This is a genomic window from Micromonospora jinlongensis, from assembly GCF_013410645.1.
Lineage (GTDB): Bacteria > Actinomycetota > Actinomycetes > Mycobacteriales > Micromonosporaceae > Micromonospora > Micromonospora zamorensis.
Genome location: NZ_JACCHK010000001.1, coordinates 940,014 through 957,857, shown reverse-complemented (window position 1 = coordinate 957,857; position 17,844 = coordinate 940,014). Strand labels below are relative to the sequence as shown.

The window sequence follows — 17,844 nt, the reverse complement described above, 5'->3', positions numbered from 1 at the left end:
ACGTTGTCCAAGAACCGACGCAGTGGGTCCGGGCGGGTCAGGACGGCTGCGGGACGCCTCGCCGTACCCGGAAGCGATCGGCCATGATCACGGCGATGATCACCGCCAACGCCAGCGCGGCGCACACCGCGACGGTGGCCCCCAGTCCCACACACACCGGCACCAACGCGAGCAGGAGCACCACCGCCGCGATCCGGCTTGTCGGCAGGGTCCGCCACAGCACCGCCTTGTAGGCGGCGTGCCCGGCGAGGAACAACGCCGGGCCGCCCAGGACGAACAGGGCGGCGGTCGTGGTGGCGGGGGCACCCGGTTCACGCAGGAGCTGCTCGTCGCCCGCCGAGGTGACGATGATCCCGGCGACCATCACGGGGTGCAGGTAGTTGAACGCCAGCCGGCCCAGACCGCCGGTGCGCTCACCGGCTCGCGCGATGACCTCCGCCGCCGCCGGGGCGGACCGGGCGAAGTACACCCACCACAGCGCCACCGAACCGGCGAACGCCAGCACGAACGCGCCGGACATCGTCAGGTCCAGGTGCTGCGCGAGTGTGCTCCCGGTGACCAGGATCGACTCACCCAGGGCGATGAGGATGAACGCCTGGCACCGCTCGGCCAGGTGCCCGCCCTCCACCATCCACCGCTCAGCGGGACTGCGGCCCAGACCGGGCACCGGGAACCCGGTCGAGAGGCCGATCACCTCGATCACGATCGCCGCCGCCCAGAGCGCCTCCTGGAAGGCTCCGCCGACCACCGCGCCGACCACCACGAGCGACGAGGTCACGGCGAACCATGGCAGCGTCTTCTGAAACCCGTCGACCAGCCACGGTTGACCCTGCACCGACCACAGCGCGAACACGGTGCGGCCCATCTGCACGCTCGCGTAGACCAGCGCGAAGACCAAACCGGTGCCGGCGAACGCCTCGGGGATCGCCGCCGAGAGCAGCATGCTGCCCAGCATCAGCGCGATCAGCAGCGCCCGCACCGGCGCCTGGTCGGGTCGCAGCCAGTTCGTGCCCCAGGCGGTGTAGATCCACACGAACCAGACCAGTGCCAGCAGGAGCGCGGTGCGGGCGGCGCCACGCCAGTCCGGATGCGCGATCAGATAGTGCGCCAACTGGGTGGTGGTGAAGATGAAGACCAGATCGAAGAAGAGCTCCATCGACGTGGTCGGCTCCACCCCCCGACGCTCGCGTAGCAACCAGGGCCGCTTCGGCCGAACGACCAGCGGCTCAGAAGGGGTCACCGCACACCCGCCAGTCGCCGCCCTCGCGGACCACCGGCAGGCGGCGTTCCTCGCTGAGCCCGCCGTCGCGGGTCAGCTTCACCGTCACCGTGCCCTGCGGTCGTCCGCTGCGGGTGGTGACCGACACGTCAGTGATCTCGTAGTCGGTGACCATCGGCGGCGTACGCACCCAACTGGTGAAGCCGATCGCGCTCCACCGGCTGCGCGCGTCCTCGCAGAGCCGGTCGTACGCCCTGTCGCTGTCGCCGAGGGCCACCTCGTTGAGGAACCCGTCGGCGGTCTCCCGAACCGGGCCGGCGGCCTGACGGACGGTCTGCAGGTTCCAGGCGGCCAGCCCGGCCACCCCGACGCAGCACAGCGCCACCCCGAACCCGGCGAACGCCAACCCGGTGCGCATCGGGCGGCTGCGCCGGGCCGGTCGGCTCCAAGGCTGGCCGGCACCCACGACTACCGACCGTAGAGAACGCGGTCGCACCGGGGTACGACAAGTCGGAAACTGGGTGCCTCCGGTCAGTGGGTGTGCCCTGTTCGCAGCGGCCACGGATCGTCTACCGTCGGCGCACACCCCCCGAGCAGTGCCAGGAGCCGATCGATGAGCCGCTTCGTGCAGCCGGTACCACCCCCCGTCGACCCGTACGCCGGTGATGGCCTGCTGCGGTCCTGGCTGGAGCGTCACCTCGGCCCGGCCGGGCACGCCGCCGCCAAGGGCCGTCTCGCCGACCTGGCCGCGGACGTCGCCGGGCCCTTGCGCGCCGCGCACGCCGACGCGGAGGCGCACCCGCCGGCGCTGGTCCGCTACGACCCGTGGGGCGCCCGGGTCGACCGGATCGACACCTCCGCCGGCTGGCAGGAGCAGCGCGCCGCCGCCGCCCGGCACGCCGTGGTCGCGCTGCCCTACCTGCCGGACGCGCGCGGCACCTGGGGTGCCGCCGCCCGGGTGGTGCAACACGCCCTGCTTCACCTGTACGGGCCGGAGTCCGCGACGTTCTCCTGCCCGGTGGCGATGGCCGACGGTGCTGCGGCGCTGCTCAGCCTGCCCGAGGTGGACAACGGGGTCCGCGACGCGTGGCTGCCCCGGCTGATCTCCACGGACCCGGCCGTGGCGATCACCAGCGGGCAGTGGATGACCGAGTCGCAGGGCGGTTCCGACCTGGGCCGTTCCAGCACGATCGGCCGACCCGCGGTGGATGGTTCGTGGCGGCTGACCGGCGAGAAGTGGTTCTGCTCGGCCGCCGACGCGGCGATGGCGGTGGCGCTGGCCCGACCGGAGGGCTCCGGGCGCGGCAGTCGGGTGCTCGCGCCGTTCCTGGTTCCCCGCTACGCGGTCGACTCCCCGTTGGCCCACGGGCTGGCGCCGGGCGCGCCCGCACCGGGCGTCACCGTGCACCGACTCAAGGACAAGCTCGGCACCCGGGCGCTGCCCACCGCCGAGATCGGTCTGCACGACGCGTACGCCGTACCGCTGGGCGACCCCGCGGTGCCCGGCCTGGTCCGGGCGATGACTTTGGTCGTGGTGACCCGGGTGCACAACGCCGCCGCGGCGGCGGGCGGGATGAGACGCGGTCTCGCCTACGCCCGGGCCTACGCCGACGTGCGGCACGTCGCGGGCGGCGCGCTGTCGTCCTCGCCGCTGCACCGGGCCACCCTGGGCACCCTGGCGGTCGACGCGGCCGGGGCGTTCGCCCTGGCCGGGCACGCCTTCGCCCTGCTCGGGCGGGTCGAGGTCGGCGCCGACCCGGAGGCCGCGGCGGAGCTACGGATCGTGGCACCGCTGGCGAAGCTGGCCACCGGCCGGCTGGCGGTCAGCTCCGCCAGCGAGTACGTGGAGAGCTTCGGTGGGGCCGGCTACGTGGAGGACACGGGCGTGCCCCGGCTGCTGCGCGACGCGCAGGTGCTGCCGATCTGGGAGGGCACCACCAACGTGCTGTCGCTGGACGTGCTGCGCGCGCTGACCCGGGAGGACGCCGGCGCGCCGCTGCTGGCCCGGCTCGCCGCCGCCGTCGACCTGGCCCGCCCGTTGTCGCCGGTGCTGGCCGACACCCTGGCCGGCGCCGCCGCGCAGTTGGGCGACACCATCACCTCGGTGACCGCCGACCCGGGCTCACCGGCGGTGCTCGCCGGCGCGCGTGGCCTGGCGCTGCGCCTGGCGTACGCGCTGACCACCGCGCTGCTCGTCGAGCACGCCGCGTGGGGCGACGAGCAGGCGGCACTGGCCGCCCGGCTGTGGGCGCGCCGCTGGCTGCGACACGAGGAGATCGCCGAGGACGCCCACCATCACCTGGATCTGCTCTGCTGACCGCCCGACGGCCGTGCTCCCCGCATCCTGACCCGGTGTCAGCGAAGGGGCCCGCGGGCGACGGCGGCGCGCATGGCCGCCGGATCGCCGACCGGGACGAACTCCAGCCACCAGGTGGCGCCGGCGGCGGCGAGGTCATCGAGGTAGGCCCGTTCGGCGCGTTCGTCGGGTCGGCGGCGCCGGCCGCCGATCGCCACGTCGAACGGCTGGCCGTCGGCGCGGGTCGGTGGCAGGGCGTTCACCAGCTCGCGTACCTCGTCGGGGGTGAAGTCGGACCACGTGTCGGTGTCGGTGAGCTTGTACGGCACGATGCCGTCGGCGCGGGCCGCGCGGCGACGCACCGCTGCGGCCTGGGTGCTGCCGCCGACCCAGACCGGCACCCGGGGTGCCTGCACCGGCGCCGGCCGCAGCGCCACCCCGTCGGCGCGGTAGTGGGTGCCCCGGTGGTTGACCCGCTCGCCGCTGAGCAGCCCGGTCAGCAGGTCGAGGCCCTCGTCGAGCATCGCGGCGCGCACCGACACCTCGGTCTGCTCGCCGAACGCGACCAGCCCCCGGTCGCCGGGGTCTCCGACGCCGACCGCCACCGTGGCGCGGCCGGCACTGAGGTGGTCGAGGGTGAGGACCTCACGCGCCAGCTTCGCCGGGCGGCGCCGGGGCAGCGCGGTGACCGTGGTGCCCAGCCGTACCCGCCCGGTGCGTCCGGCGATCGCGGCGAGCACCAGCCACGGGTCGTAGGTGGACGGATCGTCCCCGCTGTAGTGGATGAGGTAGTCCTCCAGGAACACGCCGTCCCAACCGGCGTGTTCGGCCAGCTCACCCAACTCCACCAGAACGGACACCGGGATGGCGGCGCCACCGCAGGAGATCTCCAGGCCATGTCTCATCCGTCGACCGTAGGACGGGGGTCTGACGCGTGTGTCGGTCACGCGAGCTTGTCGGGGCCCGGCGGCATACTGCTGGCGTGACAGCCTCTGCGGACCTCGCCATGGTCAACCTCGACAGTTCCGACCCCGCCGGCCACGCCGCGTTCTACCACCAGGCGCTCGGCTGGGAGATCACCCACAGCCAACCCGAGTACGCGATGATCAGCTCCGGTGGTGTCTCCATCGGCTTCGGGCTGGTCGAGGGTTACCGTCCGCCGTCCTGGCCGGACCCGTCGGGCGACAAGCGCTACCACCTGGACCTGTACGTCGACGACCTCGCCACGGCGGAGGAGACGTTCGTCGCGGCGGGCGCCTCGAAGCCGGACTTCCAGCCCGGCGGCGAGCGGTGGGTGGTGCTTCTCGACCCGATCGGGCAGCCGTTCTGCATCTGCCCCCGACCGCAGAGCTGAGCGGCACGCCGGGGGCGGCCGCTGCGGCTCAACTGCTCCGACGGGACCGCGCCGCCCACACCACGTAGGCCGGGTCACGGTCGAGGTTGTGCCGGTCCCGGTCGTAGCGGCGGGTGGTGCGCGGGTCGGCGTGCCCCATCGCGTCCTGCACGTCCTCCAGCGGCACGCCCTCCGAGCGGGCGGTGGTGGCGAAGGCGTGGCGCAGGGAGTGTGGGGACAGCTTGGCCCAGGCCGGGATGCCGGCGGCCCGGGCTAGCCGGCGGACCATCCGGAACACCGAGTGCCGGTCCAGCCGGGCACCGCTGGCGGTGACCAGCAGTGGCCCGGTCAACTGTGTCACCGGCACACCGGTGGCGGCGGCCCGCTGGGCCAGGTAGGCGTCCACGGCGTACCCGCTGCCGGGGGTGAGGGCCCGACGGCGTTGCTTGCCGCCCTTGCCGACGAAACGCACGCTGCGATGTCCGCGTTCGGTGCCGAGGTCGGTCAGGTCCAGCGAGATCAGCTCCCCGACCCGCAGGCCCAGGTCGGCGAGGAGCGCGATCGCCGCCCGGTTGCGCAGGGCGGTCGCGCCCGTGTCCGCGTCGGAGGCGGCGAGCAGGGCGTCCACCTCCTCCGGGGTGAGCCCGAGAGTGGCGGAGTGGTCCCGGTCGACGCGGGGCCGGTCCGCGCCGGCGACCGGGTTGGCCGGCACCGCGCCCAGCTTCACCAGGAAGTCGTACCAACTGGACAGCGCGGAGAGCCGTCGCGCCACGGTCGCCGGGGTCAGCGGCCGGCCGCTGCGGGCGGCGACTGTGGACTCCAACGCCCGGGCGTAATCGTTGACGTGCAGGAACGTGGCCCGCAGTGGGTCCAGGTCCCGGCCGGCGCACCAGGTGAGCCAGCCGGTGACGTCGCGTCGGTACGCGTCGCGGGTGTGCTCGGACAACCGCCGGTTACGCAGCCACGCCTCGGTGACCTCGACCGGCCCACTCGGCAGCACGGGCGGCGCGGACGGGCGGGCCAGCACCGGAGCGTCGGAGAACACCATGTGAAAAAGGTTCTCAGCCTCGGGTGGGATCGGCGTGCAGGCGCGCCGATCCCACCCGACACCGTGATCAGGCGTTGATCTGCCGACGTCCGTCGCCGTTGGCGGTGATGGTCACCCGGCGCGGCTTGGCACGCTCGGCGACGGGGATGCGCAGCGTCAGCACCCCGTGCTCGTAGCCGGCTTCCAGCTTGTCGGTGTCCAGGGTGTCGCCGAGGAACAGCTGCCGGGTGAACGTGCCCATCGGACGTTCGGCTGCCACCAGCTCGACGCCGTCGCCGGAGGGTCGGCGACGTTCGGCCCGGACGGTGAGCACGTTGCGCTCGACGGTGCAGTCGATGGAGTCGGGGTCGACGCCGGGCAGGTCGAACGCCGCGTAGAAGTGGTCGCCGTCGCGGTAGGCGTCGAGGTGCATCATCGCGGGACGGGCTGCCGTACCGAAGAACTGCTCGGCGAGCCGGTCGATCTCGCGGAACGGGTCGGTACGCATCAACATGGTCATGCCTCCTCGGTTCTCCTGGCCGAAGGTGATGAGTTGAGCCGGGGTGACTCAACTTCCTCTTCTTATTTAGCGCATCCGTCGGCGAGCGTCAACCGCTCAGCCCAGCCGTTTCTCGAACCAGTGCTCCGCGTAGGGGCCGTGCGAGTACGCCGGGATCTCGACGTAGCCGTGCCGGGCGTACAGGGCGCGGGCCTCGACCAGGTCGGCGCGGGTGTCGAGCCGGATCGCCTCCGCTCCGGCCGCCCGTGCGTGCTGCTCGACGGCGGTCAGCAACGCGGCACCCCCACCGGCGCCACGATGCGCGGGTCGGACGAACACCCGTTTCAGCTCGGCCCACCCCGAGTGCCAGCGCAGCCCGGCGCACCCGGCCAGGTCGGTGCCGTGGTGGGCGAGCACCAGCAACCCGCTCGGGTGGGTCAGGTCGTCACTGGGCATCTCCGCGAGCGCCTCGTCGACCTCGCCGGGCAGGGCCGGGCGGCGGTGGTAGCGCACCACCATCTCGGTCATGTACTCGCGCAGCAGCAGCGCCGCGTCGGGCTGGTCGGGTCGGGTGACGCTGGTCGTCCAGGTTGGTCGGGCGGTGATGGTCACCGGTCGATCATCACCGCCCGGTCAACGGCATTATCCCGGTCGGTGCTCCTGCTCCCGGCCGGTCGCGCCGGTTCGCGTACCCGGCGTCGGAGACTCGCCGACGCGCAGACGTGGCCAGTCGGCCAGGTCCCGCAGCAGTTGCCGATCGTGCGTGGCGACGACGACGGCGGCACCCGTGTCACGGATCGCCGCGGTCAGCTCGTCGGCCAGGGTCGACGACAGGTGGTTCGTCGGCTCGTCGAGCAGGATCAGCGTGGGCCGACCGGCCAGCGCCAGCGCCAGGTCGAGGCGGCGTTGCTGCCCCTGCGACATCCGCCCGACGCGCGTGCGCATCGCGGCGGAGTCCAGCAGCCCCAGCGATCCGAGCGGCACGGCGTCGTGGTCGGTGAGCACACCACGGGCCACCAGCCGCCCCACCTGCCGGGCGTACACCTCGTCGGCGGGGCAGCCGGGGTCCTGGCCGACGGTCTCCTGGGTGACCCAGGCGACGCGGGCCTCCTTCGCCGTCCAGGCATGCCCGGCGGTGGGTTCGAGCGCACCGGCCAGCACCGCGAGCAGTGTGGACTTCCCGGCACCGTTCGGGCCGGTGACGAGCAGCCGGTCGCTGCCGTCGATGGTGAGGTCGACCGGTCCGGCGAGCCGCCCGTCGACGGCGACGCCCCGGGCGCGTACCTGCGGCGCGCCCGGCCGTGCGCCCAACTCCGGCAACCGCATCGTCGGTGGCGGTGTCGGCACGTCGATCCGGTACGCCTGAAGCGCCTCCTGCTGCCGGTTCAGGGCCTGCACGACGCCTGGTGCACGGGACTGACGCTGGTGCTTGCCGGTCCCCTTGTCCGGCCGCCAGCCGGTGGAGAGCCGGTCGCGGGCCCTCGACACCGCGTCCCTCAGTCGTCGGTGCTCGGCCTGCTGCTGCTCGTGGTCCTGCTCCCAGTGCTCCCGCTCGCGGGACCGCGCGTCCTGCCAGGCGTCGTAACCGCCGGCGTAGAGGCGCGGCTTCCCGTCACGGGTCGGGTCGAGGTCGAGGAACCGGTCGGCGACGTCGCGTAGCAACGCCCGGTCGTGGCTGACGATCGCGAGGCCGCCGCCGTGCTCGCGCAGCCGGCGGGTCAGGAAGTCCAGACCGTCGGCGTCGAGGTGGTTGGTCGGTTCGTCGAGGAGCAGCACGTCGTGCCGTACGCCCAGCAGGCACGCCAGCCGTACCCGGTAGCGCTGCCCGACCGACAGCGTCGCGAGGGGACGGTCGCGGTCCGTGCAGGCGCCGAGGGCCTCGAGTGCGATGTCGACCCGGCGTTCGGCGTCCCACGCGTCGAGCCGGGTGGCGGCGTCGAGCGCGGCGGCGTAGCGGTCCTCGGCACTCCCATCGCCCTCGGCGAGGGCGCGGGCCGCCTCGTCGAGCACGGCGAGGGCGCCGAGCGACGCGGCCAGCGCTTCGGACGTCAGGGTGCCGACGGTCTCGCCGCCCCGCGCGGACAGTTCCTGGCGGGCCAGGCCGATCGTGCCGGACCGCTGGACAGCGCCGTCGTCCGGAGTGATCAGCCCGGCGAGGACGTGCAGCAGAGTTGTCTTGCCGCGACCGTTCTCGCCGACGACTGCCACCCGCGATCGGGCGGAGACGGTGAGAGAGAGGTCGGTCAGGACGCGGCGGGACCCACGGGTCACTGTGACGCCGACGGCGCGTACGTGCGCACTGCCCCCGGCCTCGACGGGCAGGGACATGGTTTCGGGGTTCGGGGTGAGGTTCAACGGTGCTCCGCAGCTCGCGATGGAGCCGGGCAGCAGTCAACGGCCGCCCGGCGGGAACCGGGACGGCGAGCGCGAATTCAGTAGGGAGAAGGGCGCCGCCGTCAGCGGGCGAAGCGAACCTTCTGCGACCAGATACCTCGTGCCATGACGGCGATGCTAGCAGCGTCGACGCACCGCCTCGCGGGGATTTCGCCCACCCCGTGCTCCCAGGTGAGGCTGCGTTCCGCGTCGTGGCGAGCTGTTGGTGCTGGTGCTCTCGGCGGTCAGGATGGCTGGACCTGGTCGAAGAGGGCGAGGGCTTCGGCCGGGTCCGGGCTCACGAGGCGTTCCAGACCGGCCGTCGTGATCGTCGCCCACCTGCTGGCCCGTGCCCACATCCGTTCCTCGAAGGCGCGGACGGCCTCGTCAAGATCTTCCGGGTCGGCGGCGATGGACTCCGCGAGCTCGGCACCGTCGAGCATCGCGAGGTTCGCGCCCGCCCCCAACGGTGGCATCAGGTGGGCGGCGTCGCCCAGTAGCGTCACCCCGCGGACGTGGGCCCAGGTGTGGGATACGGGCAGGACGTAGAAGGGGCGGTGGACGAAGGCGGTGCCGTGGCCGAGCAGGTCGAGGACGGGAGGGGCCCAGCCGTCGAACAGAGCCAGAACGCCCGATCGCGCGGCCTCGACGTCGGCCAGGTCCAGCTCCGCGTGCCAGTCCAGCGGCGCGCGAAACTTGGTGTACACCTTGACGTGACCGCCGCTGTTGCGCTGGGCGACGAGAGAGCGGTTCACGCCGTACACGGCCACCGAACCGTCGCCGATCAACTGGGCGAGGTCAGGGTGGCGGGTGTCGACGTCGTCGAGGGAGGTCTCGACCGAGCTGACGCCGGTGTACTGCGGCGTCACCGGCGAGACTGCCGGGCGGACCCGGGACCAGGCACCGTCCGCGCCCACCACGAGGTCGAACGTCTCCTGACCCCCGTCCGCGTAACGAACCAGTACGCCCTCCTCGGTCCCCGGCACCACCTGCACGACCTCTCGACCCCACTGCACGTCGAGAGAGCCGAGCAGCAGATCGCGGAGTTGCCCGCGATCGATCTCCGGGTTGGCCTGCTCATCCGGAGAGGGTTGCCAGTCCCGCAGAACGGTCCCAGCAGTGTCCAGGATGCGCATGGCCTGCCCCTCCGGGCGAGACAGCGCCTGGAACTCTGCCAGCAGCCCCGCCTTGTCCAGTGCCAGCTGACCCAGTCCTTCGTGCAGGTCCAGCGTGCCGCCCGGGGGTCGGGCGTCCGGGGCGGGATCGCGTTCGAGGACGGCGACGGGGTGGCCGTGGCGGTGCAGGACACGGGCGAAGGTGAGGCCCGCAGGGCCACCCCCGACCACCGCGATACGGTGTCTCATAGCGATACACTGTATTCCACTCGTACGATGCACAGCAACAGAACGGTGGTGACCATTGACTGTGTGGGACCGGCCCGAGCCGTCGAATCCTCCCGTGCCGCTCGACCGCGCGCGGATCGTCGCCGCCGCCATCGCGCTGGCCGACGAGGGCGGGCTGGAGGCGGTGTCGTTGCGCAAGGTCGCCGCCCGGCTGAACGCCGGCCCGATGCGGCTGTACGGATACATCTCCACCAAGCAGGAGCTGTTCGACCTCATGGTGGACGAGGTTCACGCCGAGATTCTCCCCGCCGAGCAGCCCGGTGACTGGCGAGAGGCGCTGCGCATCCTCGCCCACCGCACCAGGCAGGCCGCTCTGCGCCACGTTTGGCTGGCCGACCTGCTCGGCGGCCGTCCGACCCTAGGCCCGAACGGCATGGCCGTGACCGAGGCCAAGCTGGCTGCCCTCGACGGCCTCGCCGACATCGACACCGCTCTGCGCGCCGTGGAAACCGTCAGCTCCTACCTCACCGGCGCGATCCGGCGCGAGATCGCGAACCTGCGGGCCGAGCGCGTCACAGGCCTGTCCAAACGCGAATGGCAGCGCGCCTCCGGTCCGCACCTGACGAAGATGTTGGCCACAGGCCGCTTCCCGGCGCTGACCAAGGCCGTGCACGACGGCGCGGACGTGGAAGCTGAGACATCCTTCGCGACCGGCCTGGACTGGGTCCTCGACGCCGTGGCCGCCAAACTCACCCGGCCGCCCGCGTAAGCGACACGAGGTGGGCGGCCGTGCCCGCGCCGATTACCGGCGAGGGCGGGGCAGCAGGGCGATCAGCGCGACCGCCACGGCCACGTGTGTCGCGCCGAGGGTCAGCTTGGCGCCGCCGGTGGCCTCGACGCCGATCAGGGGGACGAGGGACAGCAGGGTCACCGCGACGGCCAGCGAGATCCAGACCGGGCGGGCGACCCGCGGGGCGAACCGCTCCAGCAGAGCCAGCGACGCCCAGCCGAGCAGGGCGGCCCCTAGGGCGACCACGAAGATCGCGCCCGCACCGATGACCGTGGCGGGCTGACCCGGACTCTCGACGGCGTAGTCGACCCCGGCCAGCGCGCCGATCGACCAGATGGCCAGGCAGGCCACGACGGCGATGCCGACAGCGAGGGCGCGGCGGCGCAGGGTCGAGGTGGTGGGGGTCGTGACGGCGGCAGCACTCATGACGGCTCCTCGTTCCGGGGAAACGAACGAGTACGACCGTAGCAGATAGTCTTGTTCGGAACTATCTTTCTCGGAACTAACAGCCCGAGCGACTACCGGGGGCGTACGGGGAGGTGGTGGCCAACGGACCGGTCACCAGGGTCACCAGGGCACGCAGGAACACCTCGCGATCCTGCTCGGGCAGGGTCGCGAGCAGGCCCTCCTGGATGCGCTCGACCACCTGCCGCGCCCGCAGCAGGACCTCCTCCCCCGCCGGGGTCACCGCGACCAGCCGGGCGCGCCGATCCGTCGGCACGGGGCGACGCTCGGCCAGCCCGGCCCGTTCCAACTGGTCGAGCGTGACGACCATCGTGGTCTTGTCCACGCCGCACCGCTCGCCGATCTCCCGCTGGGTCAGGTCTCCGGTGCGGGCCTGCGCCAGCACGTAGTGCGCCCGCGGCGAGATGCCCAGCTCGGCCAACCCCGCGGCGTGTTCGGTCTGCAGCGCGTGACTCGCCCAGGAGAGCAGGAACAACAGATCCGGGGGGCCGTCAGCGGGCGTGCAGGAGGTCATGCGCCGAGGCTAGCAAGATGCTCCGCGACGAGACGGTTCGCCAAGCGGACAATCAGAGCCGCTGGTAGATGCCGTGCTCGCGGGTGAGCAACCGCTCGTCGATCAGGTACCGACGTAGCGTTGCGTGATCCGACCCGCCCGCCGCGCACCACGCCTTGAGCGCGTCGTCGACGGCGCGCTCCGGATAGCGGGTGCCCGGTTCGAACGACCGCTCGGCGATATGCGCCAGCAGGACCCTCCGTCGGCTGCGCTGCGCCGGCAGACCCACCAGGACACCCGCGCGCAGGAAGGTTCGCAACACCGGGTCGGCGTCGGGCTCCGCGTCGTCGGCCGGGCGACTGTCGCGGGCGGCCGCCCGCAGCGACGCCTCGTCGGCCGCGAGCGCGCCGTCCGCGCCGGTGACGAGACCGGCGTCGGTGAGCCGGCGGACCCCGGTGAGCACCACCCGCGCCGGCAGGCCGGTCCGTTCGGCGACCTCCGTCGCGCTGGTGGCACCCAGCACGATCGCCGCGAAGATCCGTCGCCGTCCGTCGTCGGCCAGGGTTCCGGCCAGAGCATGCGCAGTCACGCCGGTCACCCTCGCATCAGCCGTACGCGAGGCGCCACGCGATTTTTCCGAGCCTGCGCAGTCGGCCTCCGCTCGACCGGGCCTGCTCAGTCGGCATTCGCCCGACGGCCTGCTCAGTCGGCCCTCGGCTGCTCGGCGACGAGCATCACCCGGCGCAACAGGTCGGAGAGTTGCCGCCGTTCGGTCGCTGTGAGCGCGCCGAGCAGTCGGTGCTCCTCGGCGCCCTGGATCTCCATCGCCCCACGCCAGGCAGCCTGACCGGCGTCGGTCAGCTCCACGTCCACCCGCCGGCGGTCGACTGTCGACGGAATCCGGCGCACGAAGCCCCGCCGGAGCAGGGTGTCCACCCGGGCCGTGATCGAAGCGGGGGCCACCGCGAGATCCACGGCGAGATCCGAGGGGGCCGCCCGGCCGCGTCGGCCGGCCAGGGCGTGCAGGGTGTCGTACTCGTGGGCGGGCAGGTCGAGGTCGGCCAGAACGCGTTCCTTGACCGTCCGCAGGTGCCGGATCAACTTGATCATCCTGGTCACCGCACCCTCGACGTCCGCGTCGAGGTCAGGCACCACGGGAAGCCAACGCTCGATGTGCCGGTCGACGTCATCCGGAGTGGTGGTCACCGCACCAGCTTACCTCAGCGTCGAAATATTCATTGCTGAAAGGTTCGGCGTCGAAGTATATTCTGGTCATGGCTCACCCCCTGCGCATCCCCTCCTTCCGGTTGCTGTTCCTGGGCCGTACCGTCTCGGCTCTCGGCGAGGCGGTGGTGCCCGCCGCTCTGGCCCTGGCCGTGCTGCGGGCCACCGGCTCCACCGCCGCGCTCGCCGTGGTCCTCGCCGCGGCGATGGTCCCCCGACTGCTCCTGCTGCCACTGGGCGGTGTCGTGGCCGACCGGTTCGACGCCCGCCGGGTCGCCATGGCGGCCGACCTGGTGCGCTGCGCGACCCAGCTCGCCGTCGGCGTGGAGCTGCTCGGTAGCGCCCCGTCGCTGACCACAGTCGTCGTGGCGTCCGCGCTCGGCGGAACCGCGTCGGCGTTCGCCATTCCGACCGCGTCTCCACTGGTCGCCGGCACCGTCGAGCCAGCCGACCGGCAGCGGGCCAACGCCCTGATGGGCATGACCGCCAACACCAGTCGCCTCGCCGGGCCGGCGTTGGCCGGCGCGCTGATCTGGGCTGCCGGCCCTGGCTGGGCGTTCATCCTCGACAGCGCGTCGTTCGCGCTCAGCGCCCTCCTGCTCGCGCTGCTGCGGGTCCGCCACGTCCCGGTGCCCCGCCGGTCCGTCCTCGCCGACCTGCGGCACGGCTTCGGCGAGGTGCGCGCCCGCGACTGGTTCTGGACCAGCCTGCTCGGGCACGGCGTGTGGAACGGTGCCGCCGCCGTGCTGATGACCCTCGGGCCCGCCGTCGCCATCGACCGCCTCGGCGGTGAGACGACCTGGGTGCTGCTGTTGCAGGCCGGCGCGATCGGGATGCTCGTCGGATCTCTGCTGGCCGGACGGATCCGGCTACGCCGACCGGTGCTGCTGGCCAATCTCGGGCTGGCCTGCTACGCCGCGCCGCTGTTCCTGCTCGCCGTCGCCGCGCCCGCCCCGGCGGTGATCGTCGCCTACGCCGTGGCGCTGACCGCCCTCGGTTACCTCAACCCGGTCTGGGAGACCGTCGTGCAGCACCACTTCCCACCGGAGGTGCTGGCCCGCGTCACCTCGTACGACTGGTTGGTGTCGCTCGGCGCCATGCCGCTGGGGTACGCGCTGGCGCCGCTGGCCGCGGACGCGTTCGGCGCGCCCGTGCCCCTGGCCGTCGCCGGTCTGCTGGTCCTCGCCTCCTGCGCGGGCACGGCACTCGTCCCCGGCGTACGCCGACTCACCTGGCCAGCGACCCCGCAACCGCAACCGGTCGCAACCGTCGCGTCTCGCTGAGACCAGCGCCGGGATCCTTCGGGCGATGTGGTCGGTCAGCGGGCCGCGCGTGCCATCGTCACGAAGCTACGCCACGACTGCGGGCTGAAGGTCAGCGTCGCGCCGCCGCGGTCCTTCGTGTCACGGACGAGGACCACGCCGGGAATGTTGTCGGCGACCTCGACGCAGTCACCGCCGTTGCCGCCGCTCTTCGTGCTCTTACGCCAGCGCGCGCCGGTCAGGTCCATGATGCCGCCGCTTCTCTGAGAAGGTCCACGGAACGTCCTCGGGGCAGTGCCTCTCCGCGAACACGCTCCCACCGTCGTTCCAGGCTGACAAGGTCCGACATCTGGTCGAGGATCCGCGCCCGTGCGGGCGAGTACGGGCGGGGATCGGCCGGGCCTGTTGAGTCACCTGGCAAAACTTCAGGAGGTGGCCGAAGCCGACCTCACCACGCTCAACCCGGGCGTCGCGCTGCCCGATCTCAGCGCGCGCTTCGTCGGCTAGGCCGAAGCCCGCTGAGTCAAACACGGGACTTCGACGGAGCAGCTCACGAGGGTACGGGTCAGCTGGGGCTGAGCAGGCAGAACTCGTTGCCTTCCGGGTCCGCGAGGACGGTCCACGCAACGTCGTCGGGGCCCAGATCGACGGCGGTGGCGCCGAGAGCCCGCAGTCGGGCCGCCTCGGTCTCCGGGTCGTCACCCGGGTAGGGGCGGACGTCGAGATGGACGCGGTTCCACACGGTCTTCACGTCGGGTGTCCGGACGAACTCCAGGTATGGGCCGACACCCTTGGCGGAGCGCAGCACCGCCTGGCGGTCGGTCACGTCGTGCAGGACCCAGTCCGTGGCCTGGCTCCAGAAGTCGGCCATGGCTCGCGGATCCGCGCAGTCGACCACGACCGCGGCGATCGGCCCGGCGTCGCGGTAGAGCGGTCGGGGCTCCAGCACGCAGAACTCGTTGCCCTCCGGGTCGGCCAGGACCGTCCAGGGAACGTCGCCCTGGCCCACGTCGGCAGGAGTCGCGCCGAGATCCTTCAGGCGCGCCACCACCTCCGCCTGGTGAGCCAGCGACGTGGTGGCGAGGTCGACGTGCACGCGGTTCTTCACCGTCTTGGGTTCCGGGGAGACGACGAGGTCGATGCAGACAGCGACGGGGTCCGGGTAGACGAAGCCCTCGGGTTCGAGGTTGGTCACGCCGGGGCCCTCGCTGGAGATCTCCCAACCGAGCACCGCCGCCCAGAAACCGCCCAGCGCGGAATCGTCGCGGGCCTTCATGTTGATCTGTACGAGCCGCGTTGCCATGCCGGAGATGGTAGGGCCCGTCGAGTCGGCGGTGGTACCCGACCAGGGCCACATCGGCTGGCGTCCGCTGATCAGATCGACTCGTCGGTTCGTAGCCGTGCGTGCAGGTGTGTGTCGTGCCAGCCGTCGCTGTGGCGGACCGACCCGCGAGCCACGCCCTCGGCGGGGAAGCCTGCCCGCATGGCCACCCGGCACGACGCCGGGTTGGCGGTCGAGTGCTCCAGGGCCAGCCGGTGCAGACCGGCGTCCGTGAAGCTCCACCGGGTCAGGGCTCCCAGCGCCTCGGTGGCGATCCCCCGACCGCGCGCCCCCGGCAGCAGCCAGTACGACAGGTGCGCCGACGCCTCGGCCAGCAGTACGCCCCGCAACCCCACCTGACCGATCGGCCGGTCGTCCGCGTCGACGATCGCCCAGCTCGCGGACGTCTCCTCGTGCCAGTGGCCGGCCCACTGCGCCGTCCACGCCCGCGCCTCGTCGTCGCTGTCGAGACGGCGGACGTGCCAACGCTGGATCGCTGGACAGTCGAAGGCGACCCAAACGGTCCCGGCGTCGTCGTCGCGCCACGGCCGCAGCGCCAGCCCGGGGCGTACCGGTAGGTGGGGTTGTTTCTGGGCGCCGAGGCTCCCGGCGGGCAGGGCGGGTGTGACGAGCGACGGCATCCGCCCATTATCGAGCCGGGCCTCACTCCCCGGTGGGGCCCCCGGCGAGTTCGGCGACCACGTCGAGGTGGCCGAGATGGCGGGCGTACTCCTGGACCAGGTGGAACAGCACCCGCTCCAGCGACGCCGGGTCTGCGCCGTTCCAGCGCGGCCCCGGCGCACCGATCTCCGCCAGGTCGTGCGCCGTCACCACCGCGCTGGTGTGGGCGCCCTGCGCCCGCAGCGCCGCCACCAGGTCCTCCCGGGTTTCCTCCGGGGCGACGTACCAGCGGTCGTCGCGGCGGTCGCCCACGGGTCGGCGACGTCCCGGCCCTGGAAACCCCACTCGATCCAGCGCAGCTCGACGTGGCGCAGGTGCTTGAGCAGCTCCAGTGGCGTCCACCCCGACGGCAGTCGGCTGCGGCGCAGCTCCGGCTCGGCCAACGCCGACACCTTGTCCACCATGGACTCGCGGAAGTAGTCCAGGTAGCGCAGGAAGACCTCGGTGCGGCTGCCGGCTGGCGCGGTGGGCTCGGGGAAGGGAATCATGATGAGGTCGGCAGGTCGCGGGCGCGCTGCCGCACACCCGCCGCGCCGTACGGGTAGTCCCCCACCAGCGGGGCGCTCGCCTCGTCCAGCAACCGCATCTGCTCGGCGTCGAGGACCAGGTCGGCGGCGGTCAGGTTGTCGTCGAGCTGCTCGGTGGTGCGCGCGCCGAGGATGACCGAGGTGACCGCCGGTCGGGCCGCCAGCCAGGCCAGTGACACCGCCGACATGGATGCGCCGCGTTCCCCGGCGACCTGGCGCACCGCGTCGAGGACCCGCCAGGTGCGCTCCTCGGCGTTGCGACCGGCGTACGCCTCGACGCCGCGCTGGGGGTTCTCGCCGAGGCGGGTCGCTCCGGTGGGCGTGCTGTCGCGCTGGTACTTGCCGGTCAGCCAGCCGCCACCCAGCGGCGACCACGGCAGGATGCCGATGCCCTCGTTCTCGCAGACCGGCACCAGCTCGAACTCGATCTCCCGAGCCAGCAGGTTGTACTGCGGTTGCAGGGTCACGATCGGGGTGAGGTTGAGGTGCTGGGTGAGCAGGGCGGCCTTCTGTAACTGCCAACCGGTGAAGTTGCTGACCCCCGCATAGCGGATCTTGCCGGAGCTCACCGCGTCGTCGAAGAACCGTAGCGTCTCCGGCAGTGGGGTCATCGGGTCCCAGGCGTGCGCCTGGTAGAGGTCGACGGACTCGACCCCGAGTCGACGCAGGCTGGCGTCCAGCGCGCGGGTGAGGTGCACCCGGGACAGGCCGGCGTCGTTCGCCCCCGGGCCCATCGGGAAACGCCCCTTGGTGGCGATGACGAGGCGGTCGCGCAGGTCGGGCCGGGCCCGCAGCCACCGCCCGACGATGTCCTCCGAGACTCCGGCGGAGTAGACGTCGGCGGTGTCGATGAAGGTGCCACCGGCCTCGACGAACCGGTCCAGTTGGGCGAAGCTGCCGGCCTCGTCGGTTTCCGCGCCGAAGGTCATGGTGCCCAGGCACAGGGTCGAGACCACAGTGCCGGTGGAGCCCAGAGTGCGATAGCGCATAT

General features: G+C 72.5%; 21 protein-coding genes and 2 pseudogenes. 5 read left to right on the top strand and 18 right to left on the bottom strand.

Annotated elements, in window-relative coordinates:
- Nucleotides 1–37: 37 nt before the first annotated feature.
- On the bottom strand, nucleotides 38–1,240 hold the full coding sequence (locus HNR22_RS03915) for a low temperature requirement protein A (protein WP_179779113.1): 1,203 nt from the start codon (nucleotides 1,238–1,240) through the stop codon (nucleotides 38–40).
- Nucleotides 1,227–1,685 carry an Rv0361 family membrane protein gene (locus tag HNR22_RS03910; RefSeq protein WP_179779112.1) on the bottom strand — a complete coding sequence of 153 codons (459 nt, stop codon included), beginning with the start codon at nucleotides 1,683–1,685 and terminating at the stop codon, nucleotides 1,227–1,229. Before HNR22_RS03910 ends, HNR22_RS03915 begins: the two co-directional genes overlap by 14 nt.
- 147 nt (nucleotides 1,686–1,832) lie before the next feature.
- Between HNR22_RS03910 and HNR22_RS03905 the strand changes: the two genes are divergently transcribed.
- On the top strand, nucleotides 1,833–3,536 hold the full coding sequence (locus HNR22_RS03905) for an acyl-CoA dehydrogenase family protein (RefSeq protein WP_179779111.1): 1,704 nt from the start codon (nucleotides 1,833–1,835) through the stop codon (nucleotides 3,534–3,536).
- A 38-nt stretch (nucleotides 3,537–3,574) separates the two neighbouring features.
- Here HNR22_RS03905 and HNR22_RS03900 read toward each other — a convergent pair whose 3' ends face one another.
- Nucleotides 3,575–4,420, bottom strand: coding sequence for an LLM class flavin-dependent oxidoreductase (locus tag HNR22_RS03900; RefSeq protein WP_179779110.1), 846 nt, complete (start codon nucleotides 4,418–4,420; stop codon nucleotides 3,575–3,577).
- 77 nt (nucleotides 4,421–4,497) lie between these two features.
- Between HNR22_RS03900 and HNR22_RS03895 the strand changes: the two genes are divergently transcribed.
- On the top strand, nucleotides 4,498–4,869 hold the full coding sequence (locus HNR22_RS03895; protein WP_099853547.1) for a VOC family protein: 372 nt from the start codon (nucleotides 4,498–4,500) through the stop codon (nucleotides 4,867–4,869).
- Nucleotides 4,870–4,897: 28 nt separating this feature from the next.
- Here the strand turns inward: HNR22_RS03895 and HNR22_RS03890 are convergent, their stop codons facing one another.
- The 5 genes from HNR22_RS03890 to HNR22_RS03870 form a co-directional block, all read right to left on the bottom strand.
- On the bottom strand, nucleotides 4,898–5,896 hold the full coding sequence (locus HNR22_RS03890) for a tyrosine-type recombinase/integrase (RefSeq protein ID WP_179779109.1): 999 nt from the start codon (nucleotides 5,894–5,896) through the stop codon (nucleotides 4,898–4,900).
- A 67-nt stretch (nucleotides 5,897–5,963) separates the two neighbouring features.
- Nucleotides 5,964–6,389 carry an Hsp20/alpha crystallin family protein gene (locus tag HNR22_RS03885; protein WP_179779108.1) on the bottom strand — a complete coding sequence of 142 codons (426 nt, stop codon included), beginning with the start codon at nucleotides 6,387–6,389 and terminating at the stop codon, nucleotides 5,964–5,966.
- Nucleotides 6,390–6,491: 102 nt separating this feature from the next.
- The gene (locus HNR22_RS03880) at nucleotides 6,492–6,986 is read right to left on the bottom strand and encodes a GNAT family N-acetyltransferase (RefSeq protein WP_179779107.1); all 495 of its coding nucleotides are present in this window, start codon (nucleotides 6,984–6,986) and stop codon (nucleotides 6,492–6,494) included.
- 30 nt (nucleotides 6,987–7,016) lie between these two features.
- Entirely contained in the window at nucleotides 7,017–8,729 is a 1,713-nt protein-coding gene (locus HNR22_RS03875; protein ID WP_179779106.1) for an ABC-F family ATP-binding cassette domain-containing protein, read from the bottom strand.
- 263 nt (nucleotides 8,730–8,992) lie between these two features.
- Nucleotides 8,993–10,111 carry an FAD-dependent oxidoreductase gene (locus HNR22_RS03870; protein WP_179779105.1) on the bottom strand — a complete coding sequence of 373 codons (1,119 nt, stop codon included), beginning with the start codon at nucleotides 10,109–10,111 and terminating at the stop codon, nucleotides 8,993–8,995.
- A 94-nt stretch (nucleotides 10,112–10,205) separates the two neighbouring features.
- On the opposite strand from HNR22_RS03870, the gene HNR22_RS03865 reads away from it, so the two are divergent.
- Nucleotides 10,206–10,859, top strand: a complete 654-nt coding sequence (locus HNR22_RS03865; RefSeq protein WP_343059667.1) for a TetR/AcrR family transcriptional regulator — start codon at nucleotides 10,206–10,208, stop codon at nucleotides 10,857–10,859.
- A gap of 33 nt (nucleotides 10,860–10,892) precedes the next feature.
- Here HNR22_RS03865 and HNR22_RS03860 read toward each other — a convergent pair whose 3' ends face one another.
- The 4 genes from HNR22_RS03860 to HNR22_RS03845 form a co-directional block, all read right to left on the bottom strand.
- Entirely contained in the window at nucleotides 10,893–11,306 is a 414-nt protein-coding gene (locus HNR22_RS03860; protein WP_179779103.1) for a DUF6069 family protein, read from the bottom strand.
- A gap of 76 nt (nucleotides 11,307–11,382) precedes the next feature.
- Nucleotides 11,383–11,859 carry a MarR family winged helix-turn-helix transcriptional regulator gene (locus HNR22_RS03855; RefSeq protein ID WP_179779102.1) on the bottom strand — a complete coding sequence of 159 codons (477 nt, stop codon included), beginning with the start codon at nucleotides 11,857–11,859 and terminating at the stop codon, nucleotides 11,383–11,385.
- 52 nt (nucleotides 11,860–11,911) lie between these two features.
- The gene (locus tag HNR22_RS03850; RefSeq protein ID WP_179779101.1) at nucleotides 11,912–12,427 is read right to left on the bottom strand and encodes a DUF2087 domain-containing protein; all 516 of its coding nucleotides are present in this window, start codon (nucleotides 12,425–12,427) and stop codon (nucleotides 11,912–11,914) included.
- A gap of 113 nt (nucleotides 12,428–12,540) precedes the next feature.
- Nucleotides 12,541–13,044 (bottom strand): MarR family transcriptional regulator, encoded by a 504-nt coding sequence (locus tag HNR22_RS03845; RefSeq protein ID WP_218906170.1) that lies wholly within the window; start codon nucleotides 13,042–13,044, stop codon nucleotides 12,541–12,543.
- A gap of 68 nt (nucleotides 13,045–13,112) precedes the next feature.
- Between HNR22_RS03845 and HNR22_RS03840 the strand changes: the two genes are divergently transcribed.
- Nucleotides 13,113–14,345, top strand: coding sequence for an MFS transporter (locus tag HNR22_RS03840; RefSeq protein WP_179779100.1), 1,233 nt, complete (start codon nucleotides 13,113–13,115; stop codon nucleotides 14,343–14,345).
- Between the two features lie 35 nt (nucleotides 14,346–14,380).
- Here HNR22_RS03840 and HNR22_RS03835 read toward each other — a convergent pair whose 3' ends face one another.
- Together HNR22_RS03835 and HNR22_RS03830 are read right to left on the bottom strand one after the other, a co-directional pair.
- The gene (locus HNR22_RS03835; protein WP_179779099.1) at nucleotides 14,381–14,572 is read right to left on the bottom strand and encodes a DUF397 domain-containing protein; all 192 of its coding nucleotides are present in this window, start codon (nucleotides 14,570–14,572) and stop codon (nucleotides 14,381–14,383) included.
- Nucleotides 14,563–14,703 (bottom strand): annotated as a pseudogene (locus HNR22_RS03830) (XRE family transcriptional regulator); the annotation flags it as partial. The pseudogene HNR22_RS03830 and the gene HNR22_RS03835, both read right to left, overlap by 10 nt.
- On the opposite strand from HNR22_RS03830, the gene HNR22_RS03825 reads away from it, so the two are divergent.
- A complete protein-coding gene (locus tag HNR22_RS03825; RefSeq protein ID WP_179778421.1) occupies nucleotides 14,694–14,831 on the top strand; it encodes a hypothetical protein in 138 nt (45 codons plus the stop codon). The pseudogene HNR22_RS03830 and the gene HNR22_RS03825 sit on opposite strands and share 10 nt — an antisense overlap.
- Before the next feature lie 58 nt (nucleotides 14,832–14,889).
- Here the strand turns inward: HNR22_RS03825 and HNR22_RS03820 are convergent, their stop codons facing one another.
- From HNR22_RS03820 to HNR22_RS03805, 4 genes and pseudogenes are all read right to left on the bottom strand, one after another.
- Complete coding sequence (locus HNR22_RS03820) at nucleotides 14,890–15,627, bottom strand: VOC family protein (RefSeq protein WP_179779098.1); 738 nt, start codon at nucleotides 15,625–15,627, stop codon at nucleotides 14,890–14,892.
- Between the two features lie 71 nt (nucleotides 15,628–15,698).
- Nucleotides 15,699–16,286, bottom strand: coding sequence for a GNAT family N-acetyltransferase (locus HNR22_RS03815; protein WP_179779097.1), 588 nt, complete (start codon nucleotides 16,284–16,286; stop codon nucleotides 15,699–15,701).
- 22 nt (nucleotides 16,287–16,308) lie between these two features.
- Nucleotides 16,309–16,730 (bottom strand): annotated as a pseudogene (locus tag HNR22_RS03810) (mycothiol transferase).
- An 80-nt stretch (nucleotides 16,731–16,810) separates the two neighbouring features.
- On the bottom strand, nucleotides 16,811–17,842 hold the full coding sequence (locus HNR22_RS03805) for an aldo/keto reductase (protein ID WP_179779096.1): 1,032 nt from the start codon (nucleotides 17,840–17,842) through the stop codon (nucleotides 16,811–16,813).
- Between the last annotated feature and the right edge of the window lie 2 nt (nucleotides 17,843–17,844).